At 58.0% G+C, this 17875-nt stretch carries 16 protein-coding genes; 1 reads left to right on the forward strand and 15 read right to left on the reverse strand.

Annotated elements, in window-relative coordinates; all coding sequences use genetic code 11:
- Positions 1 to 205: 205 nt before the first annotated feature.
- From flhE to ACOQH0_RS13800, 14 genes are all read right to left on the reverse strand, one after another.
- Positions 206 to 598 carry a flagellar protein FlhE gene (gene flhE, locus ACOQH0_RS13735; RefSeq protein WP_421510584.1) on the reverse strand — a complete coding sequence of 131 codons (393 nt, stop codon included), beginning with the start codon at positions 596 to 598 and terminating at the stop codon, positions 206 to 208.
- Positions 598 to 2676 (reverse strand): flagellar biosynthesis protein FlhA, encoded by a 2079-nt coding sequence (gene flhA, locus ACOQH0_RS13740; protein ID WP_089598182.1) that lies wholly within the window; start codon positions 2674 to 2676, stop codon positions 598 to 600. The genes flhE and flhA overlap by 1 nt, the downstream gene beginning before the upstream one ends.
- On the reverse strand, positions 2669 to 3817 hold the full coding sequence (gene flhB, locus ACOQH0_RS13745) for a flagellar biosynthesis protein FlhB (RefSeq protein ID WP_238459412.1): 1149 nt from the start codon (positions 3815 to 3817) through the stop codon (positions 2669 to 2671). Before flhB ends, flhA begins: the two co-directional genes overlap by 8 nt.
- A gap of 148 nt (positions 3818 to 3965) precedes the next feature.
- Positions 3966 to 4610 (reverse strand): protein phosphatase CheZ, encoded by a 645-nt coding sequence (gene cheZ, locus ACOQH0_RS13750; protein WP_029485121.1) that lies wholly within the window; start codon positions 4608 to 4610, stop codon positions 3966 to 3968.
- A gap of 10 nt (positions 4611 to 4620) precedes the next feature.
- Positions 4621 to 5010, reverse strand: a complete 390-nt coding sequence (gene cheY, locus ACOQH0_RS13755) for a chemotaxis response regulator CheY (RefSeq protein WP_010432528.1) — start codon at positions 5008 to 5010, stop codon at positions 4621 to 4623.
- A 16-nt stretch (positions 5011 to 5026) separates the two neighbouring features.
- Positions 5027 to 6076 carry a protein-glutamate methylesterase/protein-glutamine glutaminase gene (locus tag ACOQH0_RS13760; protein ID WP_010432526.1) on the reverse strand — a complete coding sequence of 350 codons (1050 nt, stop codon included), beginning with the start codon at positions 6074 to 6076 and terminating at the stop codon, positions 5027 to 5029.
- Positions 6073 to 6939 (reverse strand): protein-glutamate O-methyltransferase CheR, encoded by an 867-nt coding sequence (gene cheR, locus ACOQH0_RS13765; RefSeq protein WP_100166014.1) that lies wholly within the window; start codon positions 6937 to 6939, stop codon positions 6073 to 6075. Before cheR ends, ACOQH0_RS13760 begins: the two co-directional genes overlap by 4 nt.
- A 19-nt stretch (positions 6940 to 6958) precedes the next feature.
- Complete coding sequence (gene tap, locus ACOQH0_RS13770) at positions 6959 to 8560, reverse strand: methyl-accepting chemotaxis protein IV (RefSeq protein ID WP_010432521.1); 1602 nt, start codon at positions 8558 to 8560, stop codon at positions 6959 to 6961.
- Positions 8561 to 8604: 44 nt separating this feature from the next.
- On the reverse strand, positions 8605 to 10272 hold the full coding sequence (gene tar / locus ACOQH0_RS13775) for a methyl-accepting chemotaxis protein II (protein ID WP_174339749.1): 1668 nt from the start codon (positions 10270 to 10272) through the stop codon (positions 8605 to 8607).
- 84 nt (positions 10273 to 10356) lie between these two features.
- The gene (locus tag ACOQH0_RS13780) at positions 10357 to 11319 is read right to left on the reverse strand and encodes a Csu type fimbrial protein (RefSeq protein WP_089598179.1); all 963 of its coding nucleotides are present in this window, start codon (positions 11317 to 11319) and stop codon (positions 10357 to 10359) included.
- Positions 11316 to 13700 carry a fimbria/pilus outer membrane usher protein gene (locus ACOQH0_RS13785; RefSeq protein WP_421510587.1) on the reverse strand — a complete coding sequence of 795 codons (2385 nt, stop codon included), beginning with the start codon at positions 13698 to 13700 and terminating at the stop codon, positions 11316 to 11318. Before ACOQH0_RS13785 ends, ACOQH0_RS13780 begins: the two co-directional genes overlap by 4 nt.
- Positions 13676 to 14434, reverse strand: coding sequence for a molecular chaperone (locus tag ACOQH0_RS13790; protein WP_421510588.1), 759 nt, complete (start codon positions 14432 to 14434; stop codon positions 13676 to 13678). Before ACOQH0_RS13790 ends, ACOQH0_RS13785 begins: the two co-directional genes overlap by 25 nt.
- A gap of 16 nt (positions 14435 to 14450) precedes the next feature.
- A complete protein-coding gene (locus ACOQH0_RS13795) occupies positions 14451 to 14999 on the reverse strand; it encodes a Csu type fimbrial protein (RefSeq protein WP_029485120.1) in 549 nt (182 codons plus the stop codon).
- A gap of 12 nt (positions 15000 to 15011) precedes the next feature.
- Positions 15012 to 15584 carry a Csu type fimbrial protein gene (locus tag ACOQH0_RS13800; protein ID WP_010432504.1) on the reverse strand — a complete coding sequence of 191 codons (573 nt, stop codon included), beginning with the start codon at positions 15582 to 15584 and terminating at the stop codon, positions 15012 to 15014.
- A gap of 430 nt (positions 15585 to 16014) precedes the next feature.
- Between ACOQH0_RS13800 and ACOQH0_RS13805 the strand changes: the two genes are divergently transcribed.
- The gene (locus tag ACOQH0_RS13805; RefSeq protein ID WP_089601040.1) at positions 16015 to 17274 is read left to right on the forward strand and encodes a dicarboxylate/amino acid:cation symporter; all 1260 of its coding nucleotides are present in this window, start codon (positions 16015 to 16017) and stop codon (positions 17272 to 17274) included.
- Positions 17275 to 17366: 92 nt separating this feature from the next.
- On the opposite strand, the gene cheW is transcribed toward ACOQH0_RS13805, so the two are convergent.
- Positions 17367 to 17870: a chemotaxis protein CheW gene (gene cheW, locus ACOQH0_RS13810; protein ID WP_010432502.1), complete on the reverse strand. Its 504-nt coding sequence runs from the start codon at positions 17868 to 17870 to the stop codon at positions 17367 to 17369.
- Positions 17871 to 17875 lie beyond the last annotated feature (5 nt).

Below are 17875 nucleotides of genomic sequence, written 5' to 3' on the forward strand. Positions count from 1 at the left end.
GTTTTTACACGGCTACAGTAAAAGTATCGACTTGTTGATACCTTTCTGTTTCTGCCATCGCACAGGGGGGAATGGCAAAAATGCAAAGAGTGTCGTCACGCGTGTCACTGATTTATAAAACAGCGTTTCTATTGCATCAAAAGGTGAGGTCAATTTTGCGAGCCAGCCATCAGATTTGCCTGAAGGCTGGCGAAAAGGCAGGCAGTTAACGGTAGTTGACGATGACGGAATTGCTCTGAACCTTCAGCGCCGGGATCAGGCGACCGCCACCCGGTACCTCCCAGATAAAGCGTAAAGGCTCGACGGCGGGCACACCGTTGAACGCCTGGGTCGTTCCGCTTTCACCGTCTATTTCGGTACAGCGCGTCTGAGAGCAGAGACGCACCCGCAGCCCGGCGGGCGTTGGGCCAATCAGCGTATAGTTCCAGACCACCAGCGTCATGAGGCCAGAAGCCGGTTCCGGCGACGACAGCGGACGCGAAGACATTGCCACCCCGCGATGGCTTAGCGTGACGCCCATGCTGCTGGCCTGCCATGTTCCCTCACCTGCGGCCTGCGCCGCCAGCGGGAAAAAGAGTACCCATAGCCACTTTCGCATTATTTTCCTCCAATGGTCGCCGTCATGCGAATGTGGCGATTGTCCGACAGCTCCATATTCGACAGCACCACCAGCTGGTTCAGGCTACGACGCAGGAAGCGTGAAAGCAGCGGCCTCAGTGCATGATTCACCAGCAGAACCGGCGGCGCACCCAGCATCTCCTGACGCGCCAGCGCCTCCTGCGTCTGCGCCAGCAAGCGGTCGGCCAGACCCGGCTCAAGGCCACCACCACCCTGCAACGCCTGCAGCAGCAGACGCTCAAGCGGCGTATCGAGGCCAATCACCTGCACTTCTCCGGTGCCAGGGAACCACTGCTGGGTGATCGCACGGCCCAGCGCCACGCGTACCACCGCCGTCAGCTCGTGCGGATCGCTTTGCAGCGGCGCGTGCTCGGCCAGTGTTTCCAGGATGGTGCGCATATCGCGGATCGGCACCTTCTCATCAAGCAGGTTTTGCAGCACCTTGTGCAGCGTGGTCAACGTCAGCACGCCCGGAACCAGATCTTCCGTCAGCTTCGGCATCTCCTGCGTTACGCGGTCAAGCAGCTGCTGCGCTTCCTGACGCCCAAACAGCTCGGCGGAGAACTGCCCAATCAGATGGTTGAGGTGGGTCGCCACCACGGTACTGGCTTCAACAACGGTATAGCCCTGAATCTGCGCCTGCTCTTTCAGGGCGCTTTCAATCCAGATAGCCGCCAGGCCAAAGGCCGGATCGATGGTTTGCTCGCCCGGCAGCGTACCCGCGGCGGTGCCGGGGTTAATCGCCAGCCAGCGGCCCGGATAGGCATCACCGCTGCCAATTTCAACACCTTTCATCAGAATGCGGTAGCGCGCGGGCGGCAGATCCATATTGTCGCGAATGTGAACCACCGGCGGCAGGAAGCCCATATCCTGGGCGAATTTTTTACGGATGCTGCGGATACGCCCCAGCAGTTCGCCATCCTGCTGGAAGTCCACCATCGGGATCAGGCGATAGCCCACTTCCATCCCCAGAGAATCTTCCAGCTGCACGTCGTTCCAGGTGGCCTCCACGGCCTGGGTATTTTCCGGCATTTTCACCGGCGCGGGCTCTGCCGCCGGTTTCATTTCACGTCCGCGCATCCACCAGGCCAGGCCCAGCAGGCCCGCGGTGAACAGCAGGAACACCAGGTTTGGCATCCCCGGCACCATGCCGAGCAGGCCCAACACCGCCGCCGACAGCAGCATCACGCGAGGGTTGCTGAACAGCTGCCCCACCATCTGCTCACCCACGTCCTGATCGGTACTCACGCGGGTGACGATAACGCCTGCTGCGGTCGAGATAACCAGCGCCGGGATCTGGGCGACCAGACCGTCACCGATGGTCAGCAGCGTATAGCTTTCCGCCGCGTGGCCCATGTCCATCCCGTGCTGAAGGACGCCGACCAGCAACCCCCCGACCACGTTGATGACCATGATCAGGATGCCCGCGATGGCATCACCGCGCACAAACTTACTCGCACCGTCCATCGAACCGTAGAAGTCCGCTTCCTGCGTCACCTCCGCGCGGCGCTTCTTCGCTTCATCTTCTGCGATAAGCCCGGCGTTCAGGTCGGCGTCGATCGCCATCTGCTTGCCCGGCATCCCGTCCAGCACAAAGCGCGCGCCGACTTCCGCGATACGCCCCGCACCTTTGGTGATAACCATAAAGTTGATGATCACGAGGATGACAAACACCACGATACCGATGGCAAAGTTACCGCCCACGAGGAAGTGGCCAAAGGCCTCAACCACTTTACCCGCCGCCGCCGCGCCGGTATGGCCTTCCATCAGAATGATACGGGTAGACGCCACGTTCAGCGCCAGTCGCAGGAGCGTGGTAAACAGCAGAATGGTCGGGAACGCCGCAAATTCCAGGGTGCGCTGGGTGAACATCGCCACCAGCAGCACCATGATGGACAACGCAATGTTGAATGTGAAAAGCAGATCGAGAATGAATGCCGGGAGCGGCAGTACCATCATCGACAGAATTAGCAGGATCAGAATCGGCCCGGCAAGGATCTGCCATTGGGTCGATTTCAGGTTGCCGGGCAGGCGCAACATTGCCACCAGATTAGCCATCAGTGTCCTTCTCGTTCAAAAAATCCAGCGCGTCAGGCACCGGAAGGTTTTCAGGTTTCACAGGTCGTTGACCGCCAGCCAGACGCCAGCGTTTTAATTGCCATACCCAGGCCAGCACTTCCGCCACGGCGGCATAAAGTTGTCCTGGGATCTGCTGCCCAATTTCCGCATGGCGGTATAAGGCACGCGCCAGCGGTGGCGCTTCAAGAATGGGGACACGATTCTCCGTCGCGATTTCACGGATACGCAGTGCGATAAGCCCGGCCCCCTTTGCCACCACTTTTGGCGCACTCATTTTGTTTTCGTCATACTGCAGCGCAACGGAATAGTGGGTCGGGTTGGTGACGATCACATCGGCTTTAGGCACGTCTTCCATCATGCGTCGACGAGCAGCCGCACGCTGCATCTGGCGGATACGCCCTTTCACGTGCGGGTCACCTTCCATCTGCTTATATTCGTCACGAATATCCTGACGCGACATGCGCAGCTTCTTGAAGTGGCTATAGAGCTGGAAGATGACGTCGAAGCCCACCATCGGGATGATGCTCAGGACCACCAGCAGCGAGCAAAACCCGATGAGGTTCATGGCGTTGCGCATGGCGCTGAGCGGCGATTCGCTGATCAGGCGCATCATATCAGGCCAGTTATGCCACAGATAAAACCCGGCAGCGCTGCCCATCAGGGTCGATTTGAGGATGGCTTTAACCAGCTCAGCCCCGGTCTGGGCCGAAAACATACGTGCTATACCGGGAAACGGGTTGAGTTTAGAAAACTTGGGCTGCAGTGATTTGCCACTGAACACCAGACCACCCAGCATGATCGGCGACACTATCGCCACCAACACCACGCCGGTAATCAGCGGCAGTAAGGCGATCATTGCGCCTTTAATCAGAATAATGATTTGACCCAGAATGAGATTGGGATCGTTGACCATGCTGTGGTCAAAACGTAACCCAGAAGAGAGCATCCCCGCCAGTTTACGGGCGAGCGACTCCCCACCCAGCCAGATAATGCACACGCCTACGATAAGGATCAGCAGGGATGTCAGTTCTCGGGATCGGGGGATCTGCCCTTCCTCACGCGCTTTTTCAAGTCGGTGGGGTGTGGGGGCTTCCGTTTTGTCGTCGTTCTCTTCTGCCACAGTGCATGCTCAGCCCATTACGTCACGGGTATCATGCCAGTACAGAGAAAATCCAATGGCGGGAAAAGCCCGTTTATTCGGGCTCTTTTCGGAGATTCTTGATTTTGCCGCCTCGGGCCGCGTTAACAACCTGAGGCGGCAGACACGCTTAGAAGCCGAGGCTGTCCAGCAGGTCGTCCACCTGGTCCTGGCTTGCCACAACGCCCGCTTTGGTGGCGTCGAGCTGTGGGCCATTGAGCAGGCTTTCGTTCTCGCGTTTCGGACGGGCAGCCGGTTCCGGGATGTTCTCCAGCAGCACCATCAGCAGCTGACGTTCAATCTCCTGAATCACATCCATCATACGCTTGATAACCTGACCGGTGAGGTCCTGGAAATCCTGCGCCATCATGATGTCCAGCAGCTGTGCGTTGGTGAAACTGGTGTGGCCCGGCACATCGCCCAGGAACTGGCGGGTATCGGTCACCAACTCGCGCGCGTCAGCCAGCTCGATAGGGTTTTCAAACCACTCATCCCAGCGCTGGGTCAGCGCTTTCGCACCCTTCTCCATCGCGTCCTGGTGCGGCTGTGACGCTTCAACGCTGTTCAGCGCACGTTCAGCGGCCTGCGCGGTCATCTGCACAACGTAGTCCAGACGGTCACGCGCATCAGGAATCGCTTCTGCTGCTTCGGCGATAGCCTGATCCAGTCCCAGTTCACGCAGGCTGTCGCGCAGCATGCGCGTCAGGCTACCAATGCGGGCGATAATGTCGCTCGGTGAATGTTCTTCAACGGGTTTCATAGCAGGTTGCAACATATCCATCACCTCACATGCCGAGTTTCTCGAAGATCTTGCCGAGCTTCTCTTCCAGGGTTGCTGCAGTGAATGGCTTCACCACATAGCCGCTTGCGCCCGCCTGGGCTGCTGCAATGATGTTCTCTTTTTTCGCTTCTGCGGTCACCATCAGCACCGGCAGTGACGCCATACCGGCATCGGCACGAATGGTTTTCAACAGTTCCAGACCATCCATGTTCGGCATGTTCCAGTCGGAAATCACAAAACCAAAGCCACCCGCCTGCAGTTTGTTCAGCGCATCAACGCCGTCTTCTGCTTCTTCAACGTTGTTGAAGCCCAGCTCTTTCAGCAGGTTACGCACGATGCGACGCATGGTGGAAAAGTCATCCACAACCAAAAATCTGAGCTCTTTGTCCGCCATAAAACTACACTCCTCTTTAAATACGTATTGCCTGTCCGGCACTGATTTTCGCCAGCATCTGCTGGCTTACCTGGCTAAGATCGACCACTTCGCTCACGCCACCCATATTGATGGCCTCGCGCGGCATGCCGAACACCACACAACTTGCTTCATTCTGCGCAATCGTCCAGGCGCCAGCCTGGTGCATCGCAAGCATTCCGGCGGCACCGTCGTTGCCCATCCCCGTCAGGATCACCCCCACGGCGTTGCGCCCCGCATGTTTCGCCACCGAATGAAACAGCACATCCACCGACGGACGGTGCCGGTTAACCGGCGGTCCGTCATGAATTTTGATTTGATAGTTCGCGCCGCTGCGCGACAGCTCCATATGCTTATCGCCCGGCGCGATGTACGCGTGTCCCGGAAGCACGCGCTCGCCGTCTTCCGCCTCTTTCACGCTGATCTGACACAGTTTGTTCAGGCGTTCAGCGAACGAGCGGGTAAATCCCGGCGGCATATGCTGCGTAATGAGAATACCCGGACTTGATAGCGGCAATGGCTGGAGTACATGACGAATTGCCTCTGTTCCTCCGGTTGACGCCCCAATCACCAGCAGTTTTTCCGAGCTGAGTAACGGACCGGCCTTCAGTGTTGCCGGTGCCGACATTGGTTTGTGCGCCGCAAGCTTCGCCCGGGACGCGGTGCGGATCTTCTCAGCAATCATCTCGCTGTAGGCCAGCATCCCTTCGCGGATGCCGAGCTGAGGCTTGGTGACAAAGTCCACCGCCCCCAGCTCGAGCGCGCGCAGGGTGATTTCCGAGCCTTTCCCGGTCAGGGAGGAGACCATCACCACCGGCATCGGGCGCAGGCGCATTAATTTTTCAAGGAAATCGATGCCATCCATGCGCGGCATTTCGACATCCAGCGTCAGTACGTCGGGGTTATATTTTTTAATTAAATCCCGCGCTACCAGAGGATCGGGGGCGGTCGCCACCATCTCCATATCGCTGTGGCTATTGATGATTTCAGTCATGATCTGGCGCATCAGCGCCGAATCATCGACAGACAATACCCTGATTTTACTCATGCTTTTTCCTTACTCAGCGCATATACCGTTTGCCCACGCAGGCTAAACTCACGCACGAGGTTGCTGAAGTTTTCCGAGTGCCCGGCAAACAGTAAACCGTCAGGCTTGAGCAACGGAACAAAGCGACGCAAAATGTCCTGCTGCGTCGTTTTATCAAAATAGATCATGACGTTACGGCAAAAAATGGCGTCGAATGGACCCGGCACGTTGTACTGCTTATCGAGCAGGTTAACGGGCGCGAATTCGACGCAGTTCGCCAGCTCCTGGCGTACGCGTACCAGGCCTTCATGCGGGCCAGTGCCGCGCATGAAGTAACGCTGCAGCTGCTGAGGCGACAGCGTTTTCAGTTCGTCCTGGCGATAAACACCGTTACGCGCCTTCTCCAGCACCTCGGTGTCGATATCGCTGGCGTAGACTTTCCAGCGTCCGGGCGCCATGCCCAACGTGTCTGCAAGGGTGATCGCCAGCGAGTACGGCTCTTCACCCGTCGAGGCAGCCGCACTCCAGACGCGATACTCGCCGCTGCGTCGACGCGCGTGGTCCGCCAGCACCGGGAAGTGGTGAGCTTCACGGAAAAACGCCGTCAGGTTGGTGGTTAATGAGTTAATAAAAGCCTGCCATTCGGCGCTGTTCTGGTTCGCTTCAAGCATGCTCAAATAGCGACCAAAATCATCCAGCCCAAGCGTGCGCAAGCGCCGCACCAGCCGGTTGTAGACCATGTCTCGCTTATGATCCGCAAGCACGATCCCCGCACGCTGGTAGATTAACTGACATATCCGACGAAAATGCGCGTCGGACAGCGCGAGGCGCTGTGTCATCTGTAACAATAATGACGTTTGCCCTGAGGGCGTGGGTGATGTCATAGCGCCTTCTTAATCACATTCAGGATACAACTGGCACGGCCTGCGACCGCCCGACTTCTGTTACTGCTTCAACGTGCTCTTTGACATTAAACACCGCGACCAGCCCGGTGAGATGGTCGGCCTGGTTTGCCAGCTGATCGGTCGCGGCTGCCGCCTCTTCCACTAACGACGCGTTCTGCTGCGTGACCTGATCCATCTGGCTGACGGCCTGGGCCACCTGCTCGATCCCACGGCGCTGCTCATCCGACGCCGAGGCGATTTCACCCATGATGTCGTTAACCCGGGTGACGGAAGTGACAATCTCGGTCATGGTTTTCGCCGCCGTATCGACCAGGGCAGAACCCTGCTGCACACGGGAGACCGACTCTTCTATCAGCCCTTTAATCTCTTTCGCCGCGTTGGCGCTGCGGCTCGCCAGGTTGCGCACTTCGCCCGCAACGACCGCAAACCCGCGCCCCTGCTCGCCCGCACGCGCCGCTTCAACGGCGGCGTTGAGCGCCAGAATATTGGTCTGGAACGCGATACCGTCAATCACGCTGATGATGTCGCCAATTTTCTGCGAACTGGCGGCGATATCCTGCATGGTGCTGGCCACGTGAGAGGCCTGGTCGCCCCCTCGTTTCGCCGTCATCGCCGCCTGTTTTGACAGATCCGACGCCTGACGCGCGTTGTCGGCGTTCTGACTTACCGTCGCGGTCAGCTGTTCCATACTGGCCGCCGTCTGCGCCAGCGAGGCCGCCTGCTGTTCGGTGCGGGATGAGAGATCGTTATTGCCTGCTGCAATCTCTGAGATCCCGGTGTGCATGGCATAACTGCCCTGCCGCACGTCGCTCACCGTTTCCCGCAGCGATCCCTGCATCGCCTTCAGGCTGGCAAAGATGGCCGAAATTTCGTTCTTCCCGTACACCGCCACCGGACGCGCAAGGTTGCCTTTTGCAATGCTGTCGAAGTGGCTGCTGATAATCGCCAGCGGTTGCACAATCATCTTGCGTGCCCAGAACAACGCGCCGCCGGTCAGCAACCCCGCCAGAATCACGACCACGGCAAAGATGACGCCCGACATGTGATAGCTGGTACGGCTCGCTTCACCGGCACGCTGAACAGACTGGTTAATATCCTGCTGCCACGCGTTAAAGCTGCCGTCAAACGCCGCCTGAGACGCCTGTACCGGCGCGGTCATGAAATCCGAAAGCTGGTTGTTTTCAAGCCAGGTCGCCTGGTGGTCCAGATCGCTGTACCACTGTTCAAAATTCTTTTTCATGGCCGCTTTCAGCGCTTTCTCTTTCTCGCTGTCGGTGGCCTGCGCCGTGAAGGCTTTAAACTGTGCGTCAGCCTGCTTCAGGCTGTCGCGCGCGGTCGCCATCAGCGCCTTGATGTCATCCGGCGGATAGCTCAACGCGGTCAAGGTTCCCGCCTTGTTCAGCGCAGTACTTGCCTGCAACAGCACGGCACGGGTTTGTGCCAGCGAGGAGCGCTGCTGATTACTCGTCTCGACTTCCTGCAAATTCTGATAACCATCGCGAAACGCCCAAAAAGACAACCCGTTACTGCCAACCTGCAACACACCGCAAAGGATCAGAATCAAAAACAGTGTGGTCGAGATACGAATACGATTTAACATCCACGCTCCCATCAAGCGGCAAGCAGCCGCGGTTTAATTGTCAGTCAAAATGTTTCCCAGTTTTCTTCTTGTCCGGTCGTCGCGGTACGCGCAGGTGTTGCTGCCGTTGCGGCGGCGGGCGCACGATACATCGTATGTGAATCGACCGTTTTTGCTGCGAGTGAAGCGAGACGAAACGCTGAGACGGCCATCTTCAGACGGCTCGCCTGGTCTTCCAGCGCAGCGGCCGCAGCAGCGGACTCCTGCACCAGCGCGGCGTTTTGTTGTGTCACGCGATCCATTTCCGATACCGCCAGGGCGACCTGGTCGATACCACGACTCTGCTCATCAGACGCAGAGGCGATTTCACCCATGATGTCCGTTACGCGGGTAACGGCATTCACGATGTCATTCATGGTCTCCCCTGCGCTTTCGACCAGCACGGAGCCGGTATCCACGCGGGAGACGGAATCTTCAATCAGGGCTTTGATCTCTTTCGCCGCATTGGCGCTGCGGCTGGCGAGGTTACGCACTTCCCCGGCCACCACCGCAAAACCGCGGCCCTGCTCACCGGCACGAGCTGCCTCAACGGCGGCGTTCAGCGCCAGAATGTTGGTCTGGAAGGCAATGCCGTCGATGACGCTGATGATGTCGGCGATTTTCTTCGAGCTGTCGGCGATTTCGTGCATGGTTTTCACCACGCCATCCACCACGCGACCGCCGCGCTGCGCCGTCTCAGAGGCGCTTTCTGCCAGCTGAGACGCCTGACGGGCGTTATCGGCGTTCTGCTTCACGGTGGCCGTCAGTTCTTCCATGCTGGCTGCGGTCTCTTCCAGAGCAGACGCCTGCTGTTCCGTACGGGAAGAGAGGTCGTTATTCCCCATCGCAATTTCGCTGGTGCCGGTATAGATTGCCTCGGATCCGTTACGCACGTTGGTGACGGTCTCCACCAGCGAGCGCTGCATATGGTCAACGCTGTTTGCCAGTTCGGTGATCTCGTTGCGCCCGGACACGGTCAGCGTTTTGGTCAGATCGCCTGAGGCGATGTCGCGGATATGCGCAATCACGCGGCCCAGCGGGTTGAGAAGGATGTGACGAATGCCGTACCAGACGGCCACCAGCACGATGACCAGCGCCAGCGCCAGCACGGCCATCTGCCATTTAGCGAAACGGTAGTCATTCTGGCTTTCAGTAAATGCGGAGTGGTACAAGTCGCTGCTGGCTTTGGCATATTCACCCAGCGCCGCACCGAGTGCGTTTTGCATCCCCTGCGTCGGCTGAGCGAAATAGGCATCCATGTTGCCGCTCTCCAGGAACTGGATAAGCTCCGTCAGCCCGGCAAAGTAGGCGTTGTATTTCTCATCAATATTGGCGCTCGCCTGCTCCATCGCAGGCTGCGGGGCAATCTTTTTGAAGGCGTCGTAATGTTTTGCCGCGTCGGCAAGCGTCGCACGCGCGTTTTTCAACAGGTCCGTTTTCGCGCTGCTCTGCTGATTGTTGGGATCCATCATCATGCGCGCGGACGAACGGCTCAGGTTGATACGCGTTTGCAGCATCAGATCCCACGTCGTGGTCAGTTCACTCTGCTGCAGCCGCAGATCGTTCGAGGCCACGAAGCTGTCCTGGTTCTGTTTTAACGACGAAAAAAAGAGGCTACCGGAAATAAGCTGAAGAAGTGCGAAAATGACCAGCACCATCATGAGCATTGTGACAACGCGGATACGGTTCAACATACAACACCTTCTCATAGATTTATTAACGGTGTTATCGGCACAGGCCACAGGAACTTTACATTTGCGAAAGGGAAAAGCGCGGGGTTAAAACGCCACGTCGACAATCAGCGTATCGGTGTAGGTTCCGGCGGGAGGCGTGGCCTGGCTGGTCAGGACTTTTGCGGTGTAGTTATAGGTACGCAGTAAACCGTCGGTGCTGACCTGCGACGATGTCGCGCTGGTCCAGCGCTCGCTGCCGCTGCTGCCCCAGCGGTTGGTCGTGGCTTCTTTATAAATGTCATAGCTCATGGTGTTGCTGCCGCTGACCATCCGACGGACATTATTGAGGGCGTTGGCACCATTATTAATGCCGATAGTGTAGGTGCTGCCTTTGGTGCAGGTGACGGCAATGGCCTGCGAGACGGTAGGGAAACTTTGTACCAGCGGTGCGCTGTTGAAGTTCACGTCCGGCGTGGTCATGGCGCTGCAGTCGTTGGTGACGGTCATGTTAAGCAGAATGGTGGTCGTTGCGGTTCCCGTCTGGGGGGACGTACAAAGGCTTCCAATACCTAAGGCACAGACGTTGTAGTTGATGCTGAAAGTCAACAGCACCTGATAAGGGCCTGCGGTAACGTTTTGTCCGGCGACGGTGCGGAAATAGAGCGGAATGTTGTACTGCTTTGACCCGAGCAATCCCAGCAATGTGTTGCCGCTCCAGGTATACGCTTTGCTTATCTGTACCTCGCTGCTGCTCGCGCACCCGGATAATCCGCACAGCCGGGTGGGGATCACGTCCGTAATAGCCGCATTATCCGTGCGCTTCATGGTGGCGCGGCTGTTACCCGAAACCGAGGCCGAGGTGAAGTTCAGCGTCACCGAGTCGCTGGTCAGGACGTTGAGCACGGCGTCACACGCCACCACCAGCCTGCCGGTGGTTTCCACCTCCCCGTTTCCGCTGAGCGCGAACGAGGTGACGCTGCCAAACGATGCATTGACCGTACTGACGGTGCACGCCGCCCAGCCGCCGCCGGAAAACAGCAGCAGCATCCACAGCAGCAGGCGCGTCATGGCCCCTCCCGGCACACCAGTGGACCGTAGGTTTGCAGCTTGTGCTCCGGATTAGCTCCCACGGTCAGCGTGGCCTTGCAGCGTTTTCCGTCTGGTGCGATCACCTCGAGCGGATTCACATCGCTGAGATTTTCCAGCCAGGCGATGCCGTCATACCCCACCACCGCGTTGCTGCGCGAGACGCGTCGGACCTGGCTTCCCACGGGCAACGCCTGCCCGTGCGCATCATGCAGAATAACGCTGGCCACACGCTCCTGCTCCATCGGGAAATCGACCAGATAGCCGCTGTGACGGCGAATGGCGATCCGGCGCTCCGTCTCTTTCAGGCGGGTATCCGCGGGCAGATTAAGGGTATCAATCCGGTAGCTTGCCGGGTAATACGCCGACACCCCGCTCACCAGCAGGTAACCGTTATTATTGGTTTTACCGACGGGCTGGTTTTCATAGCTGACGGGCACGTCCGGGTGGCCGTCGGTACTGATCACCACAAACGCATCGTTGATTTTGTTCGCTGCAAACAGCTCGCCGTCCATAAGCACAACGGATCCCATCGCCTCGCCCCACCAGGTCATGGTGTCCCTTTCGCCATAGCCGCCGCCCTGCAGCTCGATATTGTTATTGCGCCAGCCCAGCGTTCCCTGTTGATAATCACTGGCTCTTGACTGGTTGGCCCAGGCCATATTCCAGCTGAACCCACCGTCAGAAGGCATGGCGTGGTTGTAGTTAATGCGCTGGGTACTGCCTGCGTCCGGGGTGTTTTCAACGGTGACGGCAGCGCTGTCGCGCTCACCGAGCGGCACCTGCAGCGACAGCGCAACGGTCCAGTCTCCGCGCTGCTGATCCCGGCTGCCGGCGAGGTAAATACTGCTCGCGCCCCACAGGTTGCGGCTCCAGGAGAGATTAAGCAGCTCGGTTTTTTGACCGTCAAAACTCTCCACGCCGATCCAGGCCGCGCCGATGTTGCCGTACTGTCCCAGATTGAAGGTGAGAGAATACTGGTCCGTATTGCGGCTGAAGCTGGCGATGGGTTTATCGTTTTCGTCATAGACCGTCGGCTGGTCGTAAAGGGCGAGGTTGCCAAAGCCGCGGTCGCGACGCGAGTGCTGGGTGGCGACGCTAAACTCGCTGGTGCTGTACTGGTAACCCCAGTTGATTTGCCCGCCCTCGTCACCGCGCATGCGACTTTGCGAGTAAGAGGTATTCACCACGCCAAACTGGCCGAGTTTTATCACCGTCCCCGCCCCGCCCAGCGCCAGCTCCTGCGCCCCTTCCGCGTGCCCCTCCAGCGTCAGCCAGTCTGTCATCCCGTAGCGATACGAGCCGCTGCCTGCTGCCGAACCGTAGTCAAAATTCTTGATACCGTAATTACGCCGCAGGCTGCCCAGAGTCACGGCACCGTCGCTCAGCCCTTGTTTAAGCAAGTCGCTGGTGACGTAGAACGGGAGCGTGGTGCTCACCTGTCGGCCCAGCGCATCCGTCGTGACCAGCACCGCATCCCCGGCACCGTTGATATAGGGCAGATTAGTCAGGGTGAAAGGACCAGGCTGAAGCTGGGTTGAACCGGAACGATAGCCGTTGATAAAGAGATCGACCGAGGTGGGTACTGCGGCTTCCCCCGCGAACTCGGGCAGCGGCCATGTCACCAGATCGGGACGCAGGGAGAAATCCCGCCCGACGCTTACCCCGCCCATCCGCACGCTGGAGCTCCAGCTCAGGGCATCGCTGATCACATCCCCGACGCTCCAGCTCATCGCGTCATCTTCATTCGTGAACAGCAGGGTCGTGTCATAGCGAACATACCCTTCCTGCTGGCCGTCGTTACCGGTGAAGTTTTCCCGGGCGTAGCCGGTGGAGGAAAATGAGCCGTTCTCGTTGAAGTAGCGAAACTCATGCCAGAGCGACGCCTGACCGCCGATATGTTCCGTGTGGTTGGTGTAGAGATCGTAATTCAGCAGCGCCCCGCGCCCGTAGTGCGGTTTGGCCTGCGCCGTTTGCGCGTTGAAAGGGGTCACGCGGGCCGTCACCCAGTCGCGGGGAACGGTCAGCAGCAGGCGCTGCGCGGCGCTGTCGTACGCCACCCGAACCCGATCAAGCGAGGAGAGATTCACCTCTCCGGCAGGAACATGCGCCGGGGGCAGTCCCGCGCGCAGCAGGTCGGCGCTGGAGATAAAGAAAGCGCCTTTACGCTGCGTCACCGGCACAACCAGACCGGTATCGTAGTGGTTGAGCACGAGGGCGAGCTGGAAGACCGCTTCATCATTTATCGCCTGTGCCTGAGGAGGCGGCGGCAAACTGTCGTCGCCGGGTTCGGCCAGGGTCGCGGAACTGACGCAAAGCAGTATCATCATCGCTGGCTTCAGTTTACGGGCGTCGACTGCCATTGTGCTTCCCTGGCATTAATCTGCGCGCTCATCCGCTCTGGCTGACGAACGCCAGCGGGTACTGGCCAACTGCGGGTACTGCCCGGGAGGACGTAACCCAGTAATCCCTCCGCTACCGTGCGTTTCTGCCCTCCCTGCTCCAGCGCCACCTGGCTCAGCCTGACATGAACATCACCCCGGTTTCGAACCTCCAGCACAGGCTGTCCACCCGCCTGCGTCACCCGCCAGCTCAGATTTTGGGTCTCCGCCAGCGCGTGGTGCGCGCCCTCTTTTATAGTCGGAACCCCCTGGCCATACACAAACAGAGGGATGGAGTAGCGCATCTGCAATTTGAGGCCAATGGCGGGTTCAGCTTTTGCATCCGGCTGGGGAATTTCATCCACGATGATGCGGTAAGCCTGTTCGATACCTGCGGGTACTGAAGCCTGTTTGATAAGGCGAATGAGCTGCTTGCTGCCGGTACCAATCGTGACGATGGGCGGGCTGGCGACCACATCCTGCTGCGCAGTATAGCGCTCGTGTCCATCCTCCTGTTTCCAGCGCACGATGCGGACCTGCATCGTCGTGGCACTGTTTCCCTGGTTCTGGATCCACAGCTCCGTGGCGTTGGCGTCCGCAGCCAGCCACGGGTCGATCGGCCACAGCAGGATAGTGGCGGCCGCCTGCACCTGCCCGGTTGCCACCGTCATGCTCAACGCGCCCGCCAGACAAACAGGTCTGAAAAATGGCTTCATCAATACTCTCCCTTTATTACCATGACAAGGTCACGGTGAGCTGATCGGTATAGGTTCCTGCCGGGCTAAACCCGGTCAGTAGCGCCACGCCGAAAAGCGGCAGCGCGATGTTATTGCTGTTGGCATAGGTCACCGGTATCGCCTGGTTGACGCCAATTTCGCTGTTGGCGGCCAGCGAGCTGCTGCTGTAGAGCCGGTACGGCACCAGTTCTGTTCCACCGGACCGTTTCATCCGACGAACGGATGAATAATTTTGACCGCCGTTAATGCTCATGCTCAGCGCCACGCCCGGCGTACAGGCGATGGACAACGCCCCGTTTGGCACAAAGCTGGTGCTGACCGGCGCGCTCTCGACGCCGTTATGACTACCAAAGTCCAGCGTGCCGAAAAGCCCGCCGCTACCGGTAGCCACCGCACATCCGGGTACAATCGTGGCGCTGACCTTAAAGGACTGAGACGTCACCGCATCCGCCGTCGGCATCATGAGCAATACAACCATCAGCGTGAAAAAAGGGTGCACGCGTCCCTCTGCGCGTTTGCGCAGACTTGTCAATGTTGCCTTCATGGCGGTAGAGGACTAGTAGGTGACGCTGACGTTAATCGTGTCGGTGTAGGTCCCCGGTACGACCGTCACGCTGTTGCCGCCGCCGGTAATACGCCCGTAGAGGGTGTAACTGTCTACCCCTCCGGCCGTAGAGGCGATCGGCAACGCGGCGTTATTGGCAATCACGGTATTAAACCCGCTGTCGCTGTACAGGCTGTAAGCCACGCCCTGTGCCGTATTGGAGGTGTTAACCAGATAGCGCGCAGGGGTGCCTGGCGTGCCGACAACGGTGCCGGGGGCGGTGGAGTTGGTGTTGCCGACGATCGCCACCGTATAGCTGGCGGTCGTGCACTGAATGGTGAAGGTGTTTCCGCCGCTGGCACCGGAGAGCTGCGTGGTCAGGGTAGAAAACGTGGCAGGATGGGTCCCGAAATCGAGCGTACCGAAGTTAATGCCACTTTGCGCGGGCGATCCGTTTATCAGACACCCGTTTGTCAGCGTCAGCGTCGCGCCGATGGTGCCGCTGCTGGTCACGGCCAAAGCCTGAGGGGCCATTGTCGCAGCCAGTAACGAGCCTGCGCAGATCAAAAGGCGTTTTCTTTTCATTTACCACTCTCCAGAAGACGTCGCCGTTCCCTTGCCACATTTTATTTTTGCTGTTCAAGATGTTAGCCCCGCTTAAGGTTCCTCTGAGAGGGGTTATTGAGAATTTAGTTTACGGATATCGCTTCGACCACCTTCCCCATTACACATAAGCCATATGTCTTATTGACTCCGTTTTTTTATAAATAACAGAGAGTTAAATTTTTTCAGGCGGAGATTTTGTTTTATCAGAAGAGAATATATCCATTAAAGTGTGATCTTAATCACAATATATCGTCAGCGCATTCACAACAAATTTAATAAAACTTAAAAAGGAGTTGTATCCCCCTACGCTTTGCGTCAATTTATGGGCCGAATAATTGCCCGTTTCGTAATAAAAAATTTATATGTATCGACGCGGGCTACATCTGAAGCGCATAGAGGGTCTTTTTTCGTGGCAAGTGCAAACAAACTCACACTCTTCATCGTGATATTCATGCTGGCGGGTATTCTTTCAGGGGCAGCAATTCATGAATATGCATCTGCGGATGCCATCAAAGCCTGGTCGGATAATATTACCCTTCTGACCGATATTTTCCTCCGTCTGATCAAAATGGTGATTGCGCCCCTGGTCTTCAGCACGCTGACCGTTGGCATTATGAAGCTGGGCGAAACCTCCACCATTGGCCGCGTAGGCGGCAAAGCGATGGTGTGGTTTATCAGCTCATCCGTGCTCTCTATTCTGGTGGGGCTGTTTATCGTCACCCTCGAGCATCCGGGAAGCGGTCTGAACCTGACGGTGCCGACAGAAGCTGTGGATACCGGCCTGGCCGTCAGCGGCATGACGCTGAAAGCCTTCCTGTCGCACACCATTCCGACCAGTATCGCAGGGGCGATGTCGAACAATGAGATCCTGCAGATTGTGGTGTTCTCAATGTTCTTCGGCATTGCTGGCGCATCGCTGGGGCAGAAATTCAACGCGCCGCTGGTGGCCGCGCTGGATGTGGTTTCCCATATCATGCTGAAGGTCACGGGTTACGTGATGTACGTTGCGCCGCTGGCCATTTTCGCGGCGATCTCCTCCGTCATCGCCACGCAGGGTCTGGGCATTCTGCTGAACTACGCCTCCTTTATCGGTGGCTACTATGTGGCGATCCTGCTGACCTGCATGGTGCTGCTGGCTGTGGGTTACATGGTGCTGAAAAAAGAGGTGTTTCGCCTGGTCAGCATGCTGAAAGATCCGGTCCTGGTGGCCTTTACCACCAGCAGCTCTGAAGCCGCCTACCCTAAAACGCTGGAACAGCTGGAGCGTTTTGGCTGCTCGCGCAGTATTGCCTCTTTCGTCCTGCCGATTGGTTACTCCTTTAACCTGGTGGGCTCGATGGTGTACTGCTCTTTCGCCTCGATGTTTATCGCCCAGGCATACAACATTCACCTGAGCTTCTCGGAAGTGACGGTTCTGATGCTGACTCTGATGCTGGCGTCAAAAGGCATTGCGGGCGTACCGCGCTCGTCGCTGGTGGTGCTGGCGGCAACGATCCCAAGCTTTAATATTCCGGTGGCCGGGATTCTGCTGCTGATGGGCATCGACCACTTCCTGGATATGGGCCGTTCGGCGATTAACGTGCTGGGGAATGGTATTGCGACGGCGATGCTGTCACAGAATGAAGGTGCGCGGGAAGCGGAAGCAGATCTGGTGAAGCAGGAAGCGTAAGTAAAAAAGCCGGGTGGCGGCTTCGCCTTACCCGGCCTACAAATGGCTCGAACACGTAGGCCGGGTAAGCGTCAGCGCCACCCGGCTTTGTTTTATGCTACATGACTCGCGGCGATATCCAGCAGCGCCATCTCGTCGCTGTTCAGCAGCTTCTCAATGTTCACCAGAATCAGCATACGCTCGCCGAGCGCGCCCAGGCCGGTGAGGTATTCGGTCGACAGCGTGACCGCAAATTCCGGCGCAGGACGGATTTGATCAGAGGTCAGGGAGAGCACGTCAGATACGCCATCCACCACGATACCCACCACGCGCTGTCCCAGGTTGAGGACGATCACCACGGTGTTGTCGTTATACTCCACGTCGCCCTGGCTGAACTTCACACGCAGATCGACGATAGGCACGATCACGCCGCGCAGGTTGGTCACACCTTTGATAAACGCAGGCGTGTTAGCGATGCGGGTAACCTGATCGTAACCACGAATTTCCTGCACTTTCAGGATATCGATGCCGTACTCCTCATCGCCCAAAGTGAATACCAGGAATTCCTGCCCTGATGGCTCGCCCGCCAGCTTCGTTACATTACTCATACCGGTCATGTTTT

This window comes from Enterobacter sp. JS8-1 (assembly GCF_049187015.1).
Lineage (GTDB): Bacteria > Pseudomonadota > Gammaproteobacteria > Enterobacterales > Enterobacteriaceae > Enterobacter > Enterobacter mori.

Coding starts and splice junctions, on each gene's coding strand:
- ACOQH0_RS13800 (WP_010432504.1), bottom strand. CDS start 15,584: ATGAAAAGAAAACGCCTTTTGATCTGCGCAGGCTCGTTACTGGCTGCG.
- ACOQH0_RS13760 (WP_010432526.1), bottom strand. CDS start 6,076: ATGAGTAAAATCAGGGTATTGTCTGTCGATGATTCGGCGCTGATGCGC.
- cheR (WP_100166014.1), bottom strand. CDS start 6,939: ATGACATCACCCACGCCCTCAGGGCAAACGTCATTATTGTTACAGATG.
- tap (WP_010432521.1), bottom strand. CDS start 8,560: ATGTTAAATCGTATTCGTATCTCGACCACACTGTTTTTGATTCTGATC.
- cheY (WP_010432528.1), bottom strand. CDS start 5,010: ATGGCGGACAAAGAGCTCAGATTTTTGGTTGTGGATGACTTTTCCACC.
- cheZ (WP_029485121.1), bottom strand. CDS start 4,610: ATGTTGCAACCTGCTATGAAACCCGTTGAAGAACATTCACCGAGCGAC.
- ACOQH0_RS13780 (WP_089598179.1), bottom strand. CDS start 11,319: ATGACGCGCCTGCTGCTGTGGATGCTGCTGCTGTTTTCCGGCGGCGGC.
- ACOQH0_RS13785 (WP_421510587.1), bottom strand. CDS start 13,700: ATGGCAGTCGACGCCCGTAAACTGAAGCCAGCGATGATGATACTGCTT.
- flhE (WP_421510584.1), bottom strand. CDS start 598: ATGCGAAAGTGGCTATGGGTACTCTTTTTCCCGCTGGCGGCGCAGGCC.
- flhA (WP_089598182.1), bottom strand. CDS start 2,676: ATGGCTAATCTGGTGGCAATGTTGCGCCTGCCCGGCAACCTGAAATCG.
- tar (WP_174339749.1), bottom strand. CDS start 10,272: ATGTTGAACCGTATCCGCGTTGTCACAATGCTCATGATGGTGCTGGTC.
- ACOQH0_RS13790 (WP_421510588.1), bottom strand. CDS start 14,434: ATGAAGCCATTTTTCAGACCTGTTTGTCTGGCGGGCGCGTTGAGCATG.
- cheW (WP_010432502.1), bottom strand. CDS start 17,870: ATGACCGGTATGAGTAATGTAACGAAGCTGGCGGGCGAGCCATCAGGG.
- ACOQH0_RS13795 (WP_029485120.1), bottom strand. CDS start 14,999: ATGAAGGCAACATTGACAAGTCTGCGCAAACGCGCAGAGGGACGCGTG.